The 19,970-nt window shown below is 66.7% G+C and carries 17 protein-coding genes; 8 read left to right on the top strand and 9 right to left on the bottom strand.

Going from position 1 to position 19,970, the window contains the following annotated elements:
- Nucleotides 1-5: 5 nt before the first annotated feature.
- On the bottom strand, nt 6-947 hold the full coding sequence (locus tag ACTZWT_RS12500; protein ID WP_444770010.1) for an ABC transporter permease: 942 nt from the start codon (nt 945-947) through the stop codon (nt 6-8).
- Between the two features lie 174 nt (nt 948-1,121).
- Entirely contained in the window at nt 1,122-2,252 is a 1,131-nt protein-coding gene (locus ACTZWT_RS12495) for a M20/M25/M40 family metallo-hydrolase (RefSeq protein WP_444770009.1), read from the bottom strand.
- Nucleotides 2,253-2,507: 255 nt separating this feature from the next.
- Between ACTZWT_RS12495 and ACTZWT_RS12490 the strand changes: the two genes are divergently transcribed.
- Nucleotides 2,508-4,118 (top strand): ABC transporter substrate-binding protein, encoded by a 1,611-nt coding sequence (locus tag ACTZWT_RS12490; protein ID WP_444770008.1) that lies wholly within the window; start codon nt 2,508-2,510, stop codon nt 4,116-4,118.
- Nucleotides 4,119-4,625: 507 nt separating this feature from the next.
- Here ACTZWT_RS12490 and ACTZWT_RS12485 read toward each other — a convergent pair.
- Nucleotides 4,626-5,351 carry a hypothetical protein gene (locus ACTZWT_RS12485; RefSeq protein ID WP_444770007.1) on the bottom strand — a complete coding sequence of 242 codons (726 nt, stop codon included), beginning with the start codon at nt 5,349-5,351 and terminating at the stop codon, nt 4,626-4,628.
- A 597-nt stretch (nt 5,352-5,948) separates the two neighbouring features.
- Between ACTZWT_RS12485 and ACTZWT_RS12480 the strand changes: the two genes are divergently transcribed.
- Nucleotides 5,949-6,965: a CBS domain-containing protein gene (locus ACTZWT_RS12480; protein ID WP_444770006.1), complete on the top strand. Its 1,017-nt coding sequence runs from the start codon at nt 5,949-5,951 to the stop codon at nt 6,963-6,965.
- 25 nt (nt 6,966-6,990) lie between these two features.
- Here ACTZWT_RS12480 and ACTZWT_RS12475 read toward each other — a convergent pair whose 3' ends face one another.
- The 3 genes from ACTZWT_RS12475 to ACTZWT_RS12465 all read right to left on the bottom strand — a co-directional run bounded on the left by ACTZWT_RS12475 (nt 6,991) and on the right by ACTZWT_RS12465 (nt 9,182).
- Complete coding sequence (locus ACTZWT_RS12475; protein WP_444770005.1) at nt 6,991-7,788, bottom strand: hypothetical protein; 798 nt, start codon at nt 7,786-7,788, stop codon at nt 6,991-6,993.
- 19 nt (nt 7,789-7,807) lie between these two features.
- Nucleotides 7,808-8,734, bottom strand: coding sequence for a CHAD domain-containing protein (locus tag ACTZWT_RS12470; protein WP_444770004.1), 927 nt, complete (start codon nt 8,732-8,734; stop codon nt 7,808-7,810).
- Nucleotides 8,735-8,915: 181 nt separating this feature from the next.
- On the bottom strand, nt 8,916-9,182 hold the full coding sequence (locus tag ACTZWT_RS12465; RefSeq protein WP_444770003.1) for a hypothetical protein: 267 nt from the start codon (nt 9,180-9,182) through the stop codon (nt 8,916-8,918).
- Between the two features lie 259 nt (nt 9,183-9,441).
- Here ACTZWT_RS12465 and iorA point away from each other — a divergent pair, with 259 nt between their 5' ends.
- The 6 genes from iorA to ACTZWT_RS12435 all read left to right on the top strand — a co-directional run bounded on the left by iorA (nt 9,442) and on the right by ACTZWT_RS12435 (nt 16,387).
- Nucleotides 9,442-11,265: an indolepyruvate ferredoxin oxidoreductase subunit alpha gene (iorA, locus tag ACTZWT_RS12460; protein ID WP_444770002.1), complete on the top strand. Its 1,824-nt coding sequence runs from the start codon at nt 9,442-9,444 to the stop codon at nt 11,263-11,265.
- Nucleotides 11,262-12,206 (top strand): 2-oxoacid:acceptor oxidoreductase family protein, encoded by a 945-nt coding sequence (locus ACTZWT_RS12455; RefSeq protein WP_444770001.1) that lies wholly within the window; start codon nt 11,262-11,264, stop codon nt 12,204-12,206. Before iorA ends, ACTZWT_RS12455 begins: the two co-directional genes overlap by 4 nt.
- Nucleotides 12,203-13,363: a 2-oxoacid:acceptor oxidoreductase subunit alpha gene (locus ACTZWT_RS12450; RefSeq protein WP_444770000.1), complete on the top strand. Its 1,161-nt coding sequence runs from the start codon at nt 12,203-12,205 to the stop codon at nt 13,361-13,363. The genes ACTZWT_RS12455 and ACTZWT_RS12450 overlap by 4 nt, the downstream gene beginning before the upstream one ends.
- The gene (locus ACTZWT_RS12445; RefSeq protein ID WP_444769999.1) at nt 13,363-14,193 is read left to right on the top strand and encodes a thiamine pyrophosphate-dependent enzyme; all 831 of its coding nucleotides are present in this window, start codon (nt 13,363-13,365) and stop codon (nt 14,191-14,193) included. The genes ACTZWT_RS12450 and ACTZWT_RS12445 overlap by 1 nt, the downstream gene beginning before the upstream one ends.
- Before the next feature lie 13 nt (nt 14,194-14,206).
- Nucleotides 14,207-14,764 (top strand): 2-oxoacid:acceptor oxidoreductase family protein, encoded by a 558-nt coding sequence (locus ACTZWT_RS12440; protein ID WP_444769998.1) that lies wholly within the window; start codon nt 14,207-14,209, stop codon nt 14,762-14,764.
- 288 nt (nt 14,765-15,052) lie between these two features.
- Entirely contained in the window at nt 15,053-16,387 is a 1,335-nt protein-coding gene (locus tag ACTZWT_RS12435; protein ID WP_444769997.1) for a phenylacetate--CoA ligase family protein, read from the top strand.
- Between the two features lie 218 nt (nt 16,388-16,605).
- On the opposite strand, the gene ACTZWT_RS12430 is transcribed toward ACTZWT_RS12435, so the two are convergent.
- From ACTZWT_RS12430 to ACTZWT_RS12420, 3 genes are read right to left on the bottom strand one after another with little or no spacing between them, the layout of a single operon-like run.
- Complete coding sequence (locus tag ACTZWT_RS12430; RefSeq protein ID WP_444769996.1) at nt 16,606-17,802, bottom strand: acyl-CoA dehydrogenase family protein; 1,197 nt, start codon at nt 17,800-17,802, stop codon at nt 16,606-16,608.
- Between the two features lie 18 nt (nt 17,803-17,820).
- Nucleotides 17,821-18,957 carry an acyl-CoA dehydrogenase family protein gene (locus tag ACTZWT_RS12425; protein WP_444769995.1) on the bottom strand — a complete coding sequence of 379 codons (1,137 nt, stop codon included), beginning with the start codon at nt 18,955-18,957 and terminating at the stop codon, nt 17,821-17,823.
- A 2-nt stretch (nt 18,958-18,959) separates the two neighbouring features.
- Nucleotides 18,960-19,808 (bottom strand): enoyl-CoA hydratase, encoded by an 849-nt coding sequence (locus ACTZWT_RS12420; RefSeq protein WP_444769994.1) that lies wholly within the window; start codon nt 19,806-19,808, stop codon nt 18,960-18,962.
- Between the last annotated feature and the right edge of the window lie 162 nt (nt 19,809-19,970).

Raw genomic sequence — 19,970 nt, 5'->3', positions numbered from 1 at the left:
CGCCTCTAATATCTGATCCGCGGATCGAGCAGCGTATAGGCCACGTCGATCAGCAGGTTGACGGCGACATAGATGCCCGAGGTCAGCAGGATCATGCCTTGTATCACCGGATAGTCGCGCGCCAGCACCGCGTCGACGGTGAGGCGGCCGATGCCGGGAAGATTGAACACGCTCTCGGTGACGACGACGCCGGAGATCAGCAGCGCGAAGCCGGTGCCGATCACGGTGATCACCGGCACCGCGGCGTTGCGCAGCGCGTGGCGCAGCAGCACGCGGCTTTCGGTGATGCCCTTGGCGCGCGCGGTGCGGACATAGTCCTCGCCGAGCACGTCGAGCATCGCCGCGCGGGTCATCCGGGCGATCAGCGCGATGTAGATGAAGGACAGCGTCAGCGTCGGCAGCACCAGCCGCTCGAAATACGGCCCGAAGCCGCGCGCCATCGTTCGGAAACCCTGCACCGGAAACCAGCGCAGCTCGATGGCGAAGATCTGGATCAGCACATAGCCGATCACGAACACCGGCACCGAGAAGCCGATCACCGACAGCCCCATCACGAAGCGGTCGATCCACGTGCCGTGCTTCCACGCGGCGACCACGCCGAGCGGCACCGCGACGACGATCGAGAGAATGATGGTGGCGATCGCGACGCTCAGCGTCGGCTCGATCCGCTGGCTGATCATCTTCAGCACCGGCACCTGCGAAATCAGCGAGACGCCGAGATCGCCGTGCAGCAGTTTGCCGACCCAGGTGAAGAACTGGATGTAGAGCGGTTCGTTGAGGCCGAGCGACGCGCGGATGCGCGCGAGTTGTTCAGGTGATGCGTTGTCGCCGGCGAGGATCGCGGCCGGATCGCCCGGCGTCAGCCGCAGCAGCAGGAAGACGACGAGCGCGACCACGCCCATCACCGGAATCGCCGCGAGGATGCGGCGGATCAGATAGCCGAGCATCGGGGCTCCATCGCTGATGCAGAGTGCCGATTAGCAGAACTTATTCGGTGACTGGTGTGTGTCATTATCGTCTGGACCTGCGGTGAGCGAAGTTCGGTGATCTTCACCAGAATATTCAGCAATTCCCATGCCACGAAACGCGGCATGGCATGAATGTTCCGCCGCCGGCGACACTCATTCGAGAGTCGCGAGCAGTCCGGCCATCAGGCGTCCGCGTTCTGCCAGACTATCGACTTCGATATGCTCGTTCAGCGTGTGGGCATCGGCGCCACGCACGCCGAGACCGTCGAGAGTCGGGATCCCCATCGCGCCGGTGAAGTTGCCGTCGGAGCCGCCGCCGGCGCTGCCGTGCGGCAGCTTCAGTCCGAGCTGTTCGGCGATCGCGGATGCCTTCGCGTACAGCGCCATGGTGCCGGCGTCGGGCTCCCAGACCGGCCGCGTGACGCCGCGGGTGACCTCGAAGGAGACGTCGTTGCTGCTGCCGGACAGCGCCAGCATCCGTTCGACGCCGCGATCGAGATCGGCCTGCCGCTTGGCCATGCTGAGCGCTTCACCGCTGCAGGTGGTCGCGACGCAATTGACCCATTGCCCGCCGTGCACGATGCCGACGCTGAAGGTGCAGTCTTCCGTCGTCATTGCGTCGATCGCCAGTATCTGCCGCGCCATTTCGCGGATCGCGGACCGGCCCGACGACAGCGTGGCGCCGGCGTGGCTGGGCTTGCCGGTCGCCGTCAGATTGAAACGTGCGATCGCGTAGCGGCCGGTGACGACGCCGTTGTCTGGGCGGCCCGGCTCCGGCACCAGCACGTATTTGTTGCGTGCAGCCTCCGCCTCGATGACGTCGCGGGTCGACGGCGTACCGACTTCCTCGTCCGGCGTGAACAGCACGGTGATCGGCAACGGCGTCGTGAACGACGCGCGGGCGAGCTGTCGAACAGCTTCGAGCGTCAGGTAGTTGCCGCCCTTCATGTCGAAGATGCCGGGGCCGTAGCATTTGTTGCCGTCGCGGCGCCATTGCAGTTTCTCGATGGTGCCGACCGGATGCACGGTGTCGAGATGGCCGGCGATCAGAATGCCGGGCTCGCCCTGCCGCGGATGCGGAAAGCGCGCGCGGACGCAGCCGGCGAAGCCCTGCCGTCCGGCGATGCGTTCGATCGACGCCCCCATCACCGCCATGTCGCGCGCGGCGAGGTCGAGCATGCGCCCGACGGCGGCGGCGTCCCAGGTCGGGCTTTCGCATTCGACCCAGGCGCGCAGGCCCTGCAGCATTGTTTCTGAATCGAACGGCAAATTGGCTGGGTTCATTCGTACACTCACGGTTCTGGCTGGCGCTACGAGAATGACTGCGCGTGAATTTGTAAAGTGAAAGATGCGCGAGCGGCCATCCCGGCCTGCCGCATGCTGCTCTGCGGGAGCAGATTGACGCCTGGCACGCTTGGTGCAAGTCTTTGCGATCAGGGTGTTGCGGCGCGCAATGCGTGAGCCTTGATGCCCTATCGTCTCTCACGCTGCCCAAGCAATCAGCTGGGTTTGGTCAGTTTCACGCCAGGAGAAATCATAATGATCCGAACTTCGCATTGGCTGCGTTCAGTAGCTGCGTCGAAATTCGCGCTGCCGGCGCTGGCGCTAGCAGCTTCGCTGACACTGCCTGCGTTTGCCGATGCCACGACCATTCAGGCGGTGATGCATTCCGACCTGCGCGTCACCGATCCCGGTCTGACGACCGCCTACATCACGCGTGACCACGGCTACATGGTCTACGACACCCTGCTGGCGATGGACTCCAACTTCAAGGTCCAGCCGCAGATGGCGGACTGGAAGGTCTCGGACGACAAGCTGACCTACACCTTCACATTGCGCGACGGCCTGAAATGGCACGACGGCAAGCCGGTCACCGCCGAGGATTGCGTCGCCTCGCTGAAGCGCTGGGGCCAGAAGGACGGCATGGGCCAGAAGCTCATGGACTTCACCGCCAGCCTCGAGGCCACCGACGCCAAGACCATCACGCTGAAGCTGAAGGAGCCCTACGGCCTGGTGCTCGAGTCGATCGGCAAGCCGTCGTCGCTGGTGCCGTTCATGATGCCGAAGCGTCTGGCCGAAACCTCGCCGGACAAGGCGATCTCCGAGCAGATCGGGTCCGGTCCCTTCAAGTTCGTCGCCGCTGAGTTCCAGCCGGGCGTCAAGGCGGTGTACGTCAAGAACACCGACTACGTGCCGCGCAAGGAGCCGCCGAGCTGGACTTCGGGCGGCAAGGTGGTGAAGGTCGACCGTGTCGAATGGATCACCATGCCGGACGCGCAGACCGCGGTGAATGCGCTGCAGTCCGGCGACATCGATTTCATCGAGGCGCCGTCCTTCGACATGCTGCCGGTGCTGAAGGCCGATAACGAATTGACGATCCAGACGCTCAGTCCGCTCGGCTTCCAGACGCTCGGCCGGATGAACTTCCTGTATCCGCCGTTCGACAACCTCAAGGTCCGCCGCGCCGCGTTCCTGGCGTTGAGCCAGAAGCCGGTGCTCGACGCGCTGGTCGGCAATCCCGATTACTACAAGATCTGCGGCGCCGTGTTCGGTTGCAACACGCCGTTGGCCAGCGATGTCGGCTCCGAGTCGCTGGTGAAGGGCAACGGCATGGCCGAGGCCAAGAAGCTGCTCGCCGAGTCCGGCTATGACGGCACGCCGGTGGCGCTGATGGCGCCGGGCGATGTGGTCTCGCTCAAGGCGCAGCCGATCGTGGCGGCGCAACTGCTGCGCGAGGCCGGCTTCAAGGTCGACGTGCAGGCGACCGACTGGCAGACCGTGGTGACGCGGCGCGCCAGCCAGAAGCCGCCCGCGGAAGGCGGCTGGAACATGTTCTTCACCAATTGGGCCGGCCCGGACATTCTCAACCCGATCGCCAATGTTTCGACCGGCGGCCGGGGCAAGAACGGCGGCTGGTTCGGCTGGCCGGAAGACGCCAAGATCGAAGAGCTGCGCGACAAGTTCGCCCGCTCGACCTCGCCGGAGGAGCAGAAGAAGCTCGCCGCGGAAATCCAGAAGGAAGTCTACGACAAGGTGATCTACATCCCGCTCGGGCAGTACACGTCGCCGAGCGTCTGGCGCAAGGATCTGACCGGCGTGCTCACCGGCCCGGCGACCCCGGTGTTCTGGAATATCGAAAAGAAGGAGTAGGCGCGGCAGCCACTCCGGCTTCGCATCGATCCTTCGGCACCAGCCTCGCCGTCCCGCCCCGCGGGGCGGCGAATTGCCGAGAAGCGCCGTAGAGCACTTCATTTCAACTCGTCATGCCCGGCCCTGTGCCGGGCATCCACATTCTGCAGCGGACGCCGCAAGCAAGGCGTGGATGGCCGGGACAAGCCCGGCCATGACGGAGTGAATTGCGAAGTGAACGACTTGCGCAAGCGACCGATTTTGCTGCCTGCATTTTCGGTCAGCCGCTGAGGAGCCGGGCGCAGCCGGGCGTCGCGAAGGATGCGACGGCGCAGTGCCGGCGGCGCATGGTTCGAGACGGCGCCTCCTCACCACGGGGTTGTGCCTGTGGTGAGTGTCTCGAACGTCAGTGCTGATTCCATCGGAAACAGAACGGACCCAGGGCCGTGCGAACGCGCCGATCCAACAAACGGAAAGCCCGGCGCGGGCGCCGGGCTTTCTTGTCGTCACGAACCTGTCGTTGAACTGTTACTTGCGGGCGCAGGCGAGCGAGATGCTGTTGGCGCTGGGGCTGCATTTCGCCGTCACCACGCCGTCCTTGACCTGAAGCTGATCGGCCAGCCGCGCGGCGCCGCCGCTGATGCAATAGGCCGAGGCGAGGATTTCGTCGGCGCCGCACGCCAGCGGGCAGCCGTCCGATGCGCAGCTCGACGAGGTGAGCATGCGCACCGCGCCATTGGCCGACATGCTTGCCATCGCGCTGGACTTCCGTTCGGCCTGGGCCTTCTGGTCCGGTGCAGGCGCTGCAGGCGGCGGGGCTGCCGCTGCAGCGGGTGCCGGAACTGGTGCTGGAGCTGCTGGCTGAGCGGCCGCTGGCGCCGGAGCGGCAGCAGGGGGCGCCGCCTGAGCAGCAGGGGCCGGCGCTGGTGCCGGCGCTGGTGCCGAGGCTTCGGCTGCCGGCGCGGCGCTGTCTGCGACGGCGGCTTCCGGCGCGCCCGGGGCCCGCTCGAGGTTGCCGGCGGCCATGTACACCACGACGGCACCGGCGAGAACTGCCGCGGCGACGATGGCCGGTCCGGGTGGCAGCGCTTTCAGTCTGTCGGTGACCGAGGCCAGGGTTGCGGAGAACGAACCGGCCTTCCAGGAGACACCGCGGGTGAGCATGTCATCGATCGCGAGATAGGCCACTATGACGAGGCCGCCGCCGAACACAATAAGTATCAGAAGCGGCCCGATCGCGGAGAGATACTCCATGTCGATGTCTTTCCATCCCTGTCATGCGCGGCGCGCGTGTATAGATAGCGTGCGCCGCGGAACGCATTGTCGAAAATCAAAAGAACATGCACCAGCCGGCCAGCGTTGAGGTAAATCAAACCTCTTCCGACCCGACCGGCGATGTGTAGCATGGCTGAGCAGGCCGCGTCATCGCCCGCCGGGGCTGCACGATCGGGTATGGTTTATGTTCGCTCCCGGTGGCTCGCCCGTTGGATTTTGCGCGACCCGCCTGGTCTTCAATGCCGCCGGTCGGAATGGGTTCCGGTAGCGTGATCCAGATCAAAGGCCGCTTTGTCGCCGACGATTACGTTCCCGCTCCCGCCACAACGGCATGATTCCGCCCCGATGACATCGATGGACTTGATCCGATCTCGCTGCGGGCGGCGGTTATCCTGGCCGTCGCCGAACCGGCCGACAAAGATCGGGCCGCTGGCCATGGTACCGCCATGGTGCTGACCGGGCGGGCGCCCGGCATCAACGCCATGCCGCTTGTGTCGTCCCGAATTCGTCAATCCGATCGAAACTGAAGGTAGGTTGCGGCGCAATCGCCGCGACATTCCGGCAGGGGACATGAGCATGAAAGCACTGGACGTGATGACCACCAATATCGTGACGGTGCCGCCCGATGCGTCGGTGCGCGCGGTCGCGGAGACGCTGCTGAAATGCGGCATCAGCGCGGTGCCGGTGGTCGACGACCACGGCGTGCCGCTCGGCATCATCAGCGAGGGCGACCTGATGCCACGCGACGAGACGGCGCGGGAAGCGCGCCGGGACTGGTGGCTGCAGATCCTGTCCGAGGGTGGCGAGGTGCATCCGGATTATCTGCAACTGCTGAAGTCCGACCACCGCACCGCTGCGCAGATCATGGTGTCGCCCGTCGTCACCGTCGATGAGAACGTGTCGCTGGCCGAGATCGCCGACATTCTGTTCGAGAACAAGATCAAGCGGGTGCCCGTGCTTCGCGGGGGGCGGATGGTCGGCATCGTCAGCCGCGCCGATCTGCTCAAGACTCTCGCCCGGCCCGGCCACGTTCCGGTCCGCGATCCGGTCCATGACGACGGCGGCGCGATCCCGATCGCCTCCGACAAGCTCGAGGCGCTGGCCCATCGGCACAATGGCGCGCCGCCGCCGCACGATTCGGCCGAGGATGAGTTCTCAGCGTCGGCGTTTCAGGCGCTGCGCGTCGAGCACGAGCGGCACGAAGAAGAGCTGCGCCGGGAGGCGAGACGGATCGCCGACGAAAAGCACCATCGGCAGGCCGGGCAGATGCTGGCGCAGCATCTCACCGAGGAAGCCTGGGAGCACATGTTGCACAACGCCCGCACCACCGCGAAGAAGGGCGATGAAGAACATCTGCTGCTGCGCTTCCCGGCCGAGCTGTGCAGCGACCATGGCCGCGCCGTCAACGCGCCCGATCCGGAATGGCCGTCGACGCTGCGCGGCATGGCGGCGGACATCTATCTGCGCTGGAAGGCCGAGCTGCGGCCGCACGGCTTCACGCTGAACGCCCGCGTGGTGGAGTTTCCCGACGGCCTACCCGGCGATATCGGCCTGTATCTGAGCTGGGGCAAGCACGACGACGTCGCGCATTGACGTCCGCGCATCGCGCGGCGAGCGCTCAGATCTTCAGGTTGCGATACACCGAGACTTCGCGCTCGCGCGCCAGCCGCGCGTCGTCGCCGGCGCGGATGCCGCGCCAGCCGTCGAAGAACACCACCAGCGTGGTGATCAATCCGGTGATCTTGCCGACCAGGAAGCCGAACGGAAAGATCAGCCGCTCCGGCGGCAGGAGGAATTGGGAGCCGAGGAAGATCGTCGCGGCGTTGAAGAAGTACGCGCTGCGGTACAGCGTCTGCTCCTTCCAGGCGCTGCGCGCATAGGGCTTCGAGCTCTTCTTCACCGCCTTGTTGTAGCGCGGGTTCGACAGCAGCCCCCATAGCCGCCGCTTCTTTGGCAGCGCGCGCGGGCCGGCGAGCAGGCTGCGAAAATTCTCGCGCATCTGCAGATGCGCCACCAGCGCCAGCAGCAGATTGAGCGCGACCAGCGCCAGCTTCAGTTCGGGCAGTGACAGCAGCAGCTGCGCGGCGAGATCGACGAACAGCAGATGGGTGACCGCGTTCAGCACGAAGGCGGAGCGGTGAAACGCGGCGCGGTTGATGTTGCCGACCTTCTCGTCGATGAACGCCGCGCCCGGCTTGGTGGCGCCGAGCTGCAGCAGCGTCGCGCGGTGTTCGGCGCTCAGCTCCCAGCTCTTGCCGAGCTCATCGATCGTCAGCGCCGGCGGTCCGCGCTTGATCCGGAACGTCGCCTTGGCCGACCAGCCGGAAATCCGCGCAAGCCACCGTCGCGTGACGGCGAAACGCGAATGCGTGGCGGCGTCGACGAGAGGGTGCGGGTCTGGCTGTATCGGATCCATCGGCGTGGTCACCGGCTGCTCAATCAGCGAAAAGCGGTGAGTCCGCGAGCTTGGTTGCGGCCTTGACCGCGGCTTTCATCTGCTTGCGCGCGGCCTCGTCGTCGGCAGCCGCCAGATCCTGCGCCGCCGTGGCATCGGCTTTGGTGGTGCGCCGCGGCTGGTTTGCGGGGCGGCTCGCCAGCTCACGCTGCACCGCAGCGTCGTTGAGGGCGCCGAGCGCGTCGAGCAGTTTTTTCAGTTGCTTGCGGAAGCGGGCGAGCCGCTTGCCGCTGTGGGGGCCTGTGAACAGGCTCTGGAAGAAGCCGGCTGCGTAGTAAAGCTTCTTGGCCGCGATGCGGACCCGGTGGCGCTGCTCGTCGTCCAGTTGGTCGAGCCGGTCGAGTTTCCTGATCAGTCGGTCGGCACGATGCGACAGCACGTGCCTGGCGAATTTCTTGGCGGACTCCGGTACGTCATGCGAAGCCTGAGCGAATTCGCCCGCATCGATCCAGGATTGCAGATCGTCGAGCAACTTGCCGAAGCGTTTGCTGACGACCGTCCGGCTCGCCGCGTCGAACGCGCTGATGCGGTCGGCAGCCACCCGGTTTCTGAACGCCGCGGACCCGACATCGCTGATGTCTCGCAGTTTCAGGTCCATCAGATGCAGGTCGCGCGCCGGTCCGAGCCTGCCGGTCAGCCACTTCATCTCGCTTTTGAGCCGTTCGGTCTCGGGGCCGTGGACGAGATCGGCGAAGATCGAGATCGCCGCGCGCATCCGGCGCAGCGCGATCCGCATCTGATGCACGCCGACGGGATCGCGGTCCGATACCGGGGGCTGTTGTGCCGCCATCAACCCGACCAACGTACCGGCAATCGTCTTGAACGCTTCGGGTGTGCTGCTGTGTGACGCCAGAATGATGTCGTCCGACGACGCGCCCTTGCGCGCCGGCGTGAACGCGCGCTTCACGACCGCCTTGCGTCCCGCAACTCGCGGGGCGGCCACAACTTTTTTGGAAACTCGAGGCATTGCGTCCCGCAGCGGCGTCCATCCGCCAACGACACTGTAGCAGCTTTCAGGCCGAAATGGGCCCCGCTGCCGATGCGGCGCTGCCGTGAAAAAACGTCGCGCAGGCGCGGCGCACGACGGTTCACGCGCGCTTCAGAACCTCCAGCGGATAGCCGATCAGCTTCGCCACGGCGAAGGCGATCGCCATGCCGATCAGCGCGCCGACCGCCTGTCCGCCGTAGAACCACGCGGGCGAATCCGGGTCCGGATTGATCCGCACGGCAAAATCGAGACACCACAGGATGGCGACGATGCCGACCACCATCACGATGAAGAGCTGCATGCGTTGCACCGCGGCCTCGATCCGGGCCATCCGCGCTTCGACATGCTTGTCCGGGACCGTCGTCATTCCGTCCTCACTGTCAGTCAAGACTGCAACCGATTAGCAGCCGCATTGCGATCTGTTCTTGCGTAGCTGTAGTTCTCGTTGCGCCGCACCGAATTGACGCAACACAAATTCCGCAGTGCGATGATTAGTGTGCGGACTTAGTGATGATCGCGATCGCGGCCTCCGTTGACTTAGCGCAAATACGAAGGAAGGTAAATTTGGGAAACAGGCCCCCTTAAAGCTGATCGCCGGAACGGCGTGCGCTTGGGGGGAGCTGGTTATGCATACACCTTGGCAAGCCGCGACGGCGCTGAAAAGCGACGCGAAAGAGTTGCGGCCGCTGACCGGCAACGAAGCGATCGCGCGCGCCGCCTGGGAGGCGGGCGTCCGGGTCGCCGCCGCATATCCGGGCACGCCGAGCACCGAAATTCTCGAAAATCTCGCGACCTATCCGGCCGAGGACCTGCACGCGCAATGGTCGACCAACGAAAAGGTCGCGCTCGACGTCGCGATCGGCGCCTCGTTCGCGGGTAGCCGCGCGCTGTGCGCGATGAAGCATGTCGGGCTCAACGTCGCCGCCGATGCGTTCATGACGGCGACCTATATCGGCGTGAATGGCGGGCTGGTGCTGATCGTTTGCGACGATCCCGGTATTCATTCATCGCAGAACGAGCAGGACAGCCGGGTCTATGGCCAGCTCGCCAGCGTTCCGGTGCTGGAGCCGAGCGACGCGCAGGAGGCCTACGAATTCACCAGGCTGGCGTTCGACATCTCCGAGGAATTCGATACGCCGGTGATCGTGCGCAGCACCACGCGGCTGTCGCATACCCGCAGCACGGTCACGGTCGGTACCCGCGCCGAAATCGCCTCGCGCGGCTTCGTCGAGAAGCCGTCGAAGAACGTGATGATCCCGGCCCACGCCCGCGCCCGGCATCTGGTGGTGCTGGAGCGCGAGGTCAAGCTGAAGGACTACTTCGCGGCTTCGGCGATCACCCGATGGGAGGCCGGCGACCGCAGTTTCGGCATCATCACCGCCGGCACCTGCTATCCGTATGTGCGCGAGGTGCTGCCCAACGCCACCGTGCTGAAGCTCGGCGCGTCGTGGCCGCTGCCGGAACAATTGCTGCGCGACTTCTGCGCCTCGGTCGACCGCGTCTTCGTGGTCGAGGAGCTGGAGCCGGTGATTGAAAAGGAGATCGCCGCGCTCGGCATCAAGGTCGAAGGCAAGCGCTTCTTCCCGCGCGCCGGCGAGTTTTCGCCCGAAGTGGTGCGCGGCGGGCTGGTGCAGGCCGGCATCCTGCCGGCGCCGCCGTCGCTCAATGCCTGGGTGCCGGAGCCGGTGGTGCGCCCGCCGGTGCTGTGCGCCGGCTGCCCGCACACGTCGAGCTTCATGGCGGTGCGCGCGTCGGGCGCCCGCGTCGCCGGCGACATCGGCTGCTACACGTTGGCGGTGCTCGATCCCTTGCGCGGCATCGACACCTGCGTGTCGATGGGCTCGTCGATCGGCAACGCCACCGGCATGGCCAAGGCCGGCGAGCCCAAGCCGATCGTCGCCACCATCGGCGACTCGACCTTCCTGCATGCCGGCATCCCGGCGCTGATCGACGCGGTCTACAATCAGGCCAATATCGCCGTGATGCTGCTCGACAACCACATCACCGCGATGACCGGCGGCCAGGAGCATCCCGGCACGGGTCGGACGCTGCGCGGCGACCCGGCGCCGCAGATCGACTACGAAGCGCTGATCCGCGCCTGCGGCGTGCAATGGGTCAAGACGGTCGACAGCTACGATCTCGCCGCGACGCATCAGGCGCTGCGAGAGGCGATCAATTATCGCGGCGTCGCGGTGCTGATCTCGAACCGGCCCTGCGTGCTCGATCCGATCAAGATCAAGGGCCCGCCGCTGGAGGTCGTCACCAGCCAATGCACCGCCTGCCAGTCCTGCATGAACCTCGGCTGCCCGGCGCTGACCTGGAGCGACGAATGGTTCGAGGGCCGGCACCGGGTCAAGATCGACCCGGCGCTGTGCATCGGCTGCACGCTGTGCGCCCAGGTCTGCACCATCGACTGCATCAAGATCGCGAGCCCGGCGGTGACGTCATGAACGAGCAGAGCAATATCGCTGTGAATGCGGACAGCGAGCCGGTCGCGTTCAACGCGGCGCTGGCCGAGCCGTTCAACGTGCTGATCGTCGGCGTCGGCGGGCAGGGCGTGATCATGGTGTCCAAGGTGCTGGCCGCGTTGGCGCAGGCGCACGGCTTCGAGGTCAAGCAGAGCGAAGTGCACGGCATGGCCAAGCGCGGCGGCGCCGTGTTCAGCCATGTCCGCTTCGGCCAGCGGGTGTGGTCGCCGACGATTGCCAAGGGCGAGGTCGACGTGCTGATCGCGCTGGAATGGGCCGAGGGCCTGCGCTGGCTGCCGCATCTCAAGCGCGACACCGGCGTATTCATCTGCGACACCAAGCGGATCGTGCCGCCCTTCGCCTGCCTCAACCGCCGGCTCGGCGCGCCGCTGCGCTACTCCACCGAGACCGCCGAGCAGGTCTCGGCCTATGTCTCCGAGGCCTATGCGATCGACGCGACACGGATGGCCGAAGAACTCGGCAACGACCGCGCCGCCAACGTGGTGCTGCTCGGCGCATTGTCGACCGTGCTCGAATTCTCGCTGCCGGAATGGGAGCGGACGGTCACCAGCTTCGTGCCGAAGAAGACCATCGCGGTGAACTCGGCCGCGTTCGAACTCGGCCGCAACTGGATCGCCGAGGCCAGGACCGCCCCGCCGGCCGGCGATGCCGCGACGAGGCCTGCGCCGGTGCACGCGCCCTATACGGCGCGGCTCGAGATCACCGACGCCTGGTGCAAGAGCTGCGAGATCTGCGTCAAGCTTTGCCCCGAGCGCTGTCTCACGCTGAACGCCGACCGCATCGTTGAAATGACCGCGCCGGAGAAATGCACCGGCTGTCGGCTGTGCGAATGGCTGTGCCCGGATTTTGCTATCCGCGTCCATCTCGACACCGAAGTCGCCGTGATGGAGGCCGCGCGATGAACGCGATCGACCGTTCGCACGCCAGGCCCGCCGCCAAGCTGCTGTCCGGCAATGCCGCCTGCGCCCAGGGCGCGATCGACGCCGGCTGCAGCTTCTTCGCCGGCTATCCGATCACGCCGTCGTCGGAGATCGCCGAGCGGCTGTCGACGCTGCTGCCGAAGGCCGGCGGCGTGTTCGTGCAGATGGAAGACGAGATCGCCGCGATGGCCGCGGTGATCGGCGCCTCGATGGGCGGCGTCAAGGCGCTGACCGCGACCTCGGGCCCCGGCTTCTCGCTGAAGCAGGAGAACATCGGCTACGCCGCCGGCGCGGAGATTCCCTGCGTCATCGTCAACGTGATGCGCGGCGGCCCGTCGACCGGGATGCCGACGCGGCCGTCGCAGGCCGACATCTTTCAGACCCGCTACGGCAGCCACGGCGACTATCCGATCATCGTGCTGGCGCCGGCCTCGGCGCGCGAGATCTACGACGAGACCATCCGCGCCTTCGACCTCGCCGAGATCTGCCGGACGCCGGTCGTGCTGCTGTACGACCAGGTGATCGCGCAATCGTCGGAGACGGTGGCGCTCGGCGGCCGCCCGCTGGTGCACGCCACCCGCAAATGGGCGAGCGGCCCGCGCGAGAGCTACAAGCCCTACGCGGCCGGCGACAATCTGGTGCCGCCGATGCCGCGCCCCGGCGACGGCTATCGCACCCACACCACCGGCCTGACCCACAGCGAGACCGGCTTCCCGAGTCAGGATCCGGAAACGGTGACGCGCAATCTCGGCCGTCTCTACGCCAAGCTCGACCGGCATCACGACCTGATCGACTCCTATGAAGCGGTGCGCTGCGAGGATGCGGACGTGGTGATCGTCGCGATCGGCATCAGCGCCCGCGCCGCGCGCCGCGCCGTCGATGCCTGCCGTGCCGAGGGCCACAAGGTCGGGCTGTTTCGCCCGATCACGCTGTGGCCGTTCCCGGAAATCGCGCTGCGCGAAGCGACGAAGAATGCCAAGGCGATCCTGGTGCCCGAACTCAACATCGGCCAGCTCCGGCTCGAGATCGAGCGCCAGCTTCGCGATCGCCGCGTCGAGGGCCTGCATCTGATCAGCGGCGAGCCGATCACGCCGGGAGAGATCGCCGTCGCCGCCACCAAGCTCGCCACGGGGGTCTGATGTTCAGCAGCGCGCCGCATTTCGACGTCCGCGATTATCTCCGCAAGGAGATGATGCCGCATTTTCTCTGCCCCGGCTGCGGCCACGGCATGGCGCTGCGCGCGCTGCTCTGGGCGCTGCACGACCTGAAGGTCGACCGCGACAGGCTCGCGGTGGTGTCGGGGATCGGCTGCGCCGGGCGGCTGTCGGCCTATATCGACGCCAACACGTTTCACACCACGCACGGCCGGCCGTTGGCCTACGCCACCGGCCTCGCGCTGGCGCGGCCCGACCTGCATGTCGTGGTGATCACCGGCGACGGCGATTGCCTGGCGATCGGCGGCAATCATCTGATCCACGCCTGCCGGCGCAATCTCAAGCTGACCTGCCTGATGCTCAACAACGAGATCTACGGCATGACCGGCGGCCAGGTGTCGCCGACCACGTCGGAGACAAGGCTGACCACCACCACGCCGCACGGCAACACCGAGCCGAATTTCGACGCCTGCGCGCTGGCGACCGCCGCCGGCGCCGGCTTCGTCGGCCGCGAAGTGACGCGGCACGTGCCGAAGCTGAAGGAACTGATCAAGGACGGGCTGCAGCATCCCGGCTTCGCCTTCATCGAGGTGCTGTCGGATTGCACCGAGGTCTACGGCCGCAAGAACGACATGGGCTCGTCGTCCGAAATGGTGCTGCGGCAGAAGAGCGAGATGCGCCCAAGCGCGTATCGCGACAGCGTCGACGAGCCGTTCCGCTCGACCGACCTGCCGACCGGCATTTTGGCCCGCAACACCCGGCCGGAATACGGCGCAGCGCTGCGCGCCGCCGCCGCCGCGCGCGCCGCCAAGTAACAGGATCGAGACCATGCCGAAATCCCGGATCGAACTGCGCTTCGGCGGCACCGGCGGGCAGGGCCTGGTGCTCAGCGCCAAGCTGCTCGCCGACGCGCTGGCGCTGGAAGGCCGCCACGTCGCGCAGTCGCAGACCTACGAGCCGACCTCGCGCGGCGGCTTCTGCAACGCCGACCTGGTCGTCGCCCACGGCGAGGTCGACTATCCGTTGCCGATCGCCTTCGATTATCTGGTGTTGCTCGACAGGATCGCCATCAGGCCGTCCTGGCCGCGGCTGAAGGCCGGCGCGCTGGTGATCGCCGATACGCGGCTGTGCCCCGAGCTGCCGGACGGCGACGTCGTGCCGCATCGCTTGCCGCTCAGCCGCACCGCGATCGAGCTCGGCAGCGAGCGCGTCACCAACATCGTCGCGCTCGGCGTGCTGATCGAACTGACCGGAATCTGCAAGCACAAATCGGTCGAGCAGGTGGTGCGCGCGAGTTCGCCACGCGGCTTCCTCGACCTCAACATGGACGCGCTCGCCGCTGGTTACGAGCTGGCTAAAGCGCCGGTGGCCGCGGCAGCGTCGTGAAATCGGACTATCAACAAGCGCAGACTGAACCTCTCCCCGCGCGCGGGGAGAGGTCGGCTTGCATCGCCAGATGCAAGCCGGGTAAGGGGGCGTCTCGACGAGGCCGAGCCTCCGTGCCCGCGTCGCCCCTCACCCCAACCCTCTCCCCGCGAAGAGCGGGGCGAGGGAGCTCGCCGTGCGGGGGGGGGGGGGCGGACGTCTCGTTCTGAATTCAGGCATGAAACGCGGCTCTCCCTCTCCGGGCATGCGGAGAGTGCGAGAGTCCGATACTGACAAAGGATCGTTTCGATGAGCGCCCAGCCCGCATTGCGTGAACAGCCCGTCTATATGCACGATCTCGCCATCGAGACGATGCCGCGGCCGCAGCTCGCGGCGCTGCAGTTCGAGCGGCTGCGCCGAATCGTCGAACGCGCCTATCGCGACGTGCCGCATTATCGTCGGACGTTCGATGAAGCGGGCGTCAAGCCGGCGGACCTGCAGACGCTCGCCGACATCGCCAAGTTTCCGTTCACCAAGAAGACCGACCTGCGCGACAACTATCCGTTCGGGATGTTTGCGGTGCCGCGCAATCAGCTGCCGCGGATCCACGCCTCGTCCGGCACCACCGGCAAGCCGACCGTGGTCGGCTACACCAAGACCGATCTTGACAACTGGGCCGACCTGATGGCGCGGTCGATGGTCGGGGCGGGCGTGTCGCCCGACGACATCGTCCACAACGCCTATGGCTACGGCCTGTTCACCGGCGGCTTAGGCGCGCATTACGGCGCCGAGCGGCTCGGCTGCACCGTGGTGCCGATCTCCGGCGGCGGCACCGAGCGGCAGGTCACGCTGATGACCGATTTCGGCGCCAACGTGCTGTGCTGCACGCCGTCCTACGCGCTCAACATCGCCGAAGTCGCCGAGCAGATGGGCGTCGACCTGCGCGCCGCGCCGCTGCGGATCGGCGTGTTCGGCGCCGAGCCGTGGTCCGACGCGATGCGGCGCGACCTCGAAGCCCGGCTCGGCATCAGGGCGGTCGACGTCTACGGCCTGTCGGAAATCATGGGCCCCGGCGTCGCCTGCGAATGCGCGGTGGCGCAGAACGGCCTGCACGGCTGGGAGGATCACTTCCTGTTCGAGACCATCGATCCGGAAACGCTGCAGGTGCAGCCGATGGGCGCGGTCGGCGAACTGGTGATCACCACGCTGACCAAGGAAGCGCTGCCGATGATCCGGTATCGCACCCGCGACATCACCAGCCTGAACACCGAGCCCTGCGCCTGCGGCCGCACCCATTTGCGCATCATGCGCGTCACCGGCCGCGACGACGACATGCTGATCATCCGCGGCGTCAACGTCTATCCGTCGCAGGTGGAGTCGGTGCTGGTCGGCTTCCCCGGCATCGCGCCGCACTACCAGATCGTGCTGACGCGCGAGAAGGCGCTCGACGCCATGACGGTCGAGGTCGAGATCGCCCCGGACGCCCCGCGCGACGAGGCGGCACTCGCCAAGAAGGCGGCCGAGGTAACGCACCACATCAAGTCGCTGATCGGCGTGACCTGCAGGGTGGTGGTGAAGTCCCCGGGCGACGTGCCGCGCTCGCAGGGCAAGGCGGTGCGGGTCAAGGATCAGCGGAATATTTGACGGACGGCGACCTCGCTTGCTCCGTTCTCCCGAACGATCCGCACGCGATCCGTCATCCTGAGGTGCTCGCCCGAAGGGCGAGCCTCGAAGGATGGAGACGGGTGCGCGCGGCCATCCTTCGAGGCGCACCGACCGCGCGTCGCGCGGCCGGCGCGCACCTCAGGATGACGCTCCTATTCGCTGCTGCGTTGCGGCTTCCTCAGTAATGACGGCGCTGCCTACAACCCCAGCACCAGCTTGCTGATGATGTCGCGCTGGATCTCGGAGGTGCCGCCGAAGATCGTGTAGGCGCGGCCGTTGAGATGCGTGGGCATCACGGCGAGTTCGTCCTCCGGGATCGCCGGCGGGGCGTTGAGGCGGTGCAGCGGGCGGGTCGGTTCGACATAGAGACCGTCGGTGCCGATGACGTCGACGCCGAGCCGGCTCACCGCCTGGTAGATCTCGCTGGTGCGCAGCTTGAGGATCGACGACACCGCGCCGGGGTTCTGGCCGTTCTGCAGCGCGGACAGCACGCGCAGCTCGGTCATTTCCAGCGCGTCGATATCGACCTCGGCCTCCGACATCCGGATCGCGATGTCCGGATCCTCGATCGCCCGGCCGGTCGCCTCCGACTCGGCGAGCGCCGCCGTCCTGTGCAGCGCCTTGCGGAGCTTCGCCGAGGCGATGCCGGAGCCGCGCTCGAATTCCAGCAGATACTTGCCGTAGGTCCAGCCCTTGCCTTCCTCGCCGACGAGGTTCGACGCCGGAATCCGGACGTCGTCGAAGAACACCTGATTGACCTCGTGGTCGCCGCCGATGGTCAGGATCGGCCGGATGGTGATGCCGGGGCTCTTCATGTCGATCAGCACGAAGCTGATGCCGTCCTGCTGGCGCGGCTCGTCGCTGGTGCGCACCAGCGCGAACATCATGTTGGCGTTGTGCGCGTGGGTGGTCCAGATCTTGGTGCCGTTGATGACGTATTCGTCGCCGTCGCGCACCGCACGGGTCTTCAGCGACGACAGGTCGGAGCCCGAGCCCGGCTCCGAATAGCCCTGGCACCAATAATCCTCGCAGGAGAGGATCCGCGGCAGGAAGTAGTTCTTCTGCTCCGGCGAGCCGAAGCCGATGATGACTGGGCCGACCATCTTGACGCCCATCGGCGTCGGGGAGGGCACGCCGGCGTGGGCGCATTCGGTCTCGAAAATCCAGCGCTGCGCCGGTGTCCAGCCGGTGCCGCCATATTCGACCGGCCAGCCCGGCGCGCCCCAGCCCTTGGCGTTGAGCGCGCGCTGCCACGGCACGCCGGTTTCCGGCTCGGAGAATACGGAGGCGTTGAGCGTCTCCGCCCGCTTCATGTCGGGCGTGAGATTGGCCGCGATGAAGTCGCGGACCTCCTGTTGGAAGGCGAGCTCGGAATCGCCGAAGGTCATGTCCATGTCGATGCCTCGCTTTGCTTAAACCGGCCGGCCGCTGAGCGCGGCGTGGCGGCGATAATGATGGGTGCTGCCGCCGAACAGCGTCTCGAACGCCAGCAGTCGCTTGAAATACCCGCCGACATCGAGCTCCTCGGTGACGCCCATGCCGCCGTGGAGCTGCACCGACTGCTCGGCGACGAAGCGCGCGCCCTTGCCGATCTTGGCCTTGGCGCCGGAGGCGGCGCGGCCGCGCTCGGCGGCGTCGGCATCCGCCTTCAGCGCCGCACGCAGCGCCATCGAGCGCGCCTCGTCGACCTGCACCGACATGTCGGTGAGGCGATGCCGGATCACCTGATTGGCGGCGAGCGGCCGGCCGAACTGTTTTCGAACTTTGGTGTAGTCGAGCGTCTTGTCGGTCAGGGTCTGCATCATGCCGACGGCTTCGGCGGACATCGCGGCGAGGGCGCGATCGACCACCGCCTCGACCGCCGGATAGGCATCGCCGTCGCCGCCGAGCATCGCATCCGCCGGCACCCGCACGCCTTGCAGCGTGAGATTGCAGGCGCGCCCGCCGCCGAGCCGCGGATAGTCGGCGAGCGTCAGGCCGGCCGTCTCGCGCGGCACCAGGAACAGCCGCAGCGAGCCGCTGCCGTTATTCGCCAGCCGTGCCGAAACGATCAGCTGATCGGCCGCCGCGCCGTCGAGCACCGCGACCTTGGCGCCATCGAGGACGTAGTTGTCGCCGTCCTTGCGGGCGGTGGTGTCGACGCGAGACAGATCGGCGCGCGCGGCGCGTTCGGCATGCGCGAAGGCGAGCCGCAGCGTGCCCTCGGCGACCGGCGGCAGCAGCGCCGCCTTCTGCTCGTCGCTTCCGTGCGCGGCGACGAGGCCTGCGCCAAGCACCACGGTCGCGAGATACGGCTCGCTGACGAGGCCGCGGCCGAAGGCTTCCATCAGGATGCCGACCTCGATCGCGCCGCCGCCGATGCCGCCGTGCTCCTCGGGCAGCGGCAGCGCCAGCCAGCCGAGTTCGGCGAACTGCTTCCAGATCGCCTCGCTGAAACCGAGCGGTTCTTTGGCGTTCTGCTCGCGCAGCTTGCTGGTGTAGGTCTCGTTGATGAAGCGGTCGGCGCTTTCGCGCAGCAGCCGCTGTTCGTCGGAAGGCGTCAGATCCATCGCTACACCTTCACTTGCTGGCGCACCGAGGGATGCAGCCCCATTGGGTCGACGATCATTCCGAACTCCTGCAAATTGTGAGCGTGACAGAGCTGATGCAGCGCGAAGGCCTGATCGATCGCGGCCGGCTGGCCCTGAATGTCGACCGAACGGTTGACCGCCTCCTTGGTCATCTTGAGTGCGAAGCTCGGCTTGGCGGCGATGCGCTGCGCCAGTTTCAAGGTGAAGTCGGTGAGTTCGGCGGCCGGCACGACGTGGTTGACCATGCCGAGCCGGTGCGCCTCGTCGGCGCTCCAGCTGTCGGCGGTGAACAGCAGCTCCTTGGCCTTGCGCGGGCCGAGCTCCCAGGGATGCACGAACCATTCGACGCCGCAGACGCCCATCGTCACCACCGGATCGCAGAACTCGGCATTGTCCGATGCGACGATCAGATCGCAGGCCCAGGCCAGCATCAGCCCGCCGGCGATGCACTTGCCGTGCACTTCGGCGATCGTCGGCTTGGCGAGATTGCGCCAGCGCCTTGTGATCTGCAGATAGATCTCCTGCTCGCGCGCCATCCTTCCGTGCGCGCCTGGCTCGCGAAAGCCGCCCCAATGGCCCACCGGCGGAAAGTCGACGCCGGCTTCGTTCCTGGTATGCGCGCGCAGGTCGTGGCCGGCGGAGAAATGCGGGCCGGCGCCGGCGAGGATGATGACCTTCACGGCATCGTCCTGCACCGCGTCGTCGAACGCGGCGTTGAGGTCGTAGGTCATCTGCAGGTTCTGCGCGTTGCGCGCCTCCGGCCGGTTCATCACGATCCGTGCAATCGCCGGATCGGGACGTTCGACCACGAGCGTCTCGAAGCCGCCCATGCGTCCTCCCTTTTCTTGTTGTGCCGGCGCTGATGCCGGTGCTGTTGACGCGTAGTCTGGCAGCTCGCTGCGGCGACCGCAAACATCATCTGGTGCGGTGGAGCGCGCATATTCCGCGACGCGGCGTCGGCGGACGGCCGCTGGGCGGTTTTCGACGGCTTC

Source organism: Rhodopseudomonas sp. NSM, assembly GCF_052445935.1.
Classification (GTDB): domain Bacteria; phylum Pseudomonadota; class Alphaproteobacteria; order Rhizobiales; family Xanthobacteraceae; genus Rhodopseudomonas.
Note: the sequence above shows the minus strand (reverse complement) of the source record. Positions and strands in the feature narration are given on the sequence as shown.

Bases quoted from the DNA above. Each gene is read 5' to 3' on its own strand.
- ACTZWT_RS12500 (WP_444770010.1), bottom strand. From the start codon at position 947: ATGCTCGGCTATCTGATCCGCCGCATCCTCGCGGCGATTCCGGTGATG.
- ACTZWT_RS12495 (WP_444770009.1), bottom strand. From the start codon at position 2,252: ATGAACCCAGCCAATTTGCCGTTCGATTCAGAAACAATGCTGCAGGGC.
- ACTZWT_RS12490 (WP_444770008.1), top strand. From the start codon at position 2,508: ATGATCCGAACTTCGCATTGGCTGCGTTCAGTAGCTGCGTCGAAATTC.
- ACTZWT_RS12485 (WP_444770007.1), bottom strand. From the start codon at position 5,351: ATGGAGTATCTCTCCGCGATCGGGCCGCTTCTGATACTTATTGTGTTC.
- ACTZWT_RS12480 (WP_444770006.1), top strand. From the start codon at position 5,949: ATGAAAGCACTGGACGTGATGACCACCAATATCGTGACGGTGCCGCCC.
- ACTZWT_RS12475 (WP_444770005.1), bottom strand. From the start codon at position 7,788: ATGGATCCGATACAGCCAGACCCGCACCCTCTCGTCGACGCCGCCACG.
- ACTZWT_RS12465 (WP_444770003.1), bottom strand. From the start codon at position 9,182: ATGACGACGGTCCCGGACAAGCATGTCGAAGCGCGGATGGCCCGGATC.
- iorA (WP_444770002.1), top strand. From the start codon at position 9,442: ATGCATACACCTTGGCAAGCCGCGACGGCGCTGAAAAGCGACGCGAAA.
- ACTZWT_RS12455 (WP_444770001.1), top strand. From the start codon at position 11,262: ATGAACGAGCAGAGCAATATCGCTGTGAATGCGGACAGCGAGCCGGTC.
- ACTZWT_RS12450 (WP_444770000.1), top strand. From the start codon at position 12,203: ATGAACGCGATCGACCGTTCGCACGCCAGGCCCGCCGCCAAGCTGCTG.
- ACTZWT_RS12445 (WP_444769999.1), top strand. From the start codon at position 13,363: ATGTTCAGCAGCGCGCCGCATTTCGACGTCCGCGATTATCTCCGCAAG.
- ACTZWT_RS12440 (WP_444769998.1), top strand. From the start codon at position 14,207: ATGCCGAAATCCCGGATCGAACTGCGCTTCGGCGGCACCGGCGGGCAG.
- ACTZWT_RS12435 (WP_444769997.1), top strand. From the start codon at position 15,053: ATGAGCGCCCAGCCCGCATTGCGTGAACAGCCCGTCTATATGCACGAT.
- ACTZWT_RS12430 (WP_444769996.1), bottom strand. From the start codon at position 17,802: ATGGACATGACCTTCGGCGATTCCGAGCTCGCCTTCCAACAGGAGGTC.
- ACTZWT_RS12425 (WP_444769995.1), bottom strand. From the start codon at position 18,957: ATGGATCTGACGCCTTCCGACGAACAGCGGCTGCTGCGCGAAAGCGCC.
- ACTZWT_RS12420 (WP_444769994.1), bottom strand. From the start codon at position 19,808: ATGGGCGGCTTCGAGACGCTCGTGGTCGAACGTCCCGATCCGGCGATT.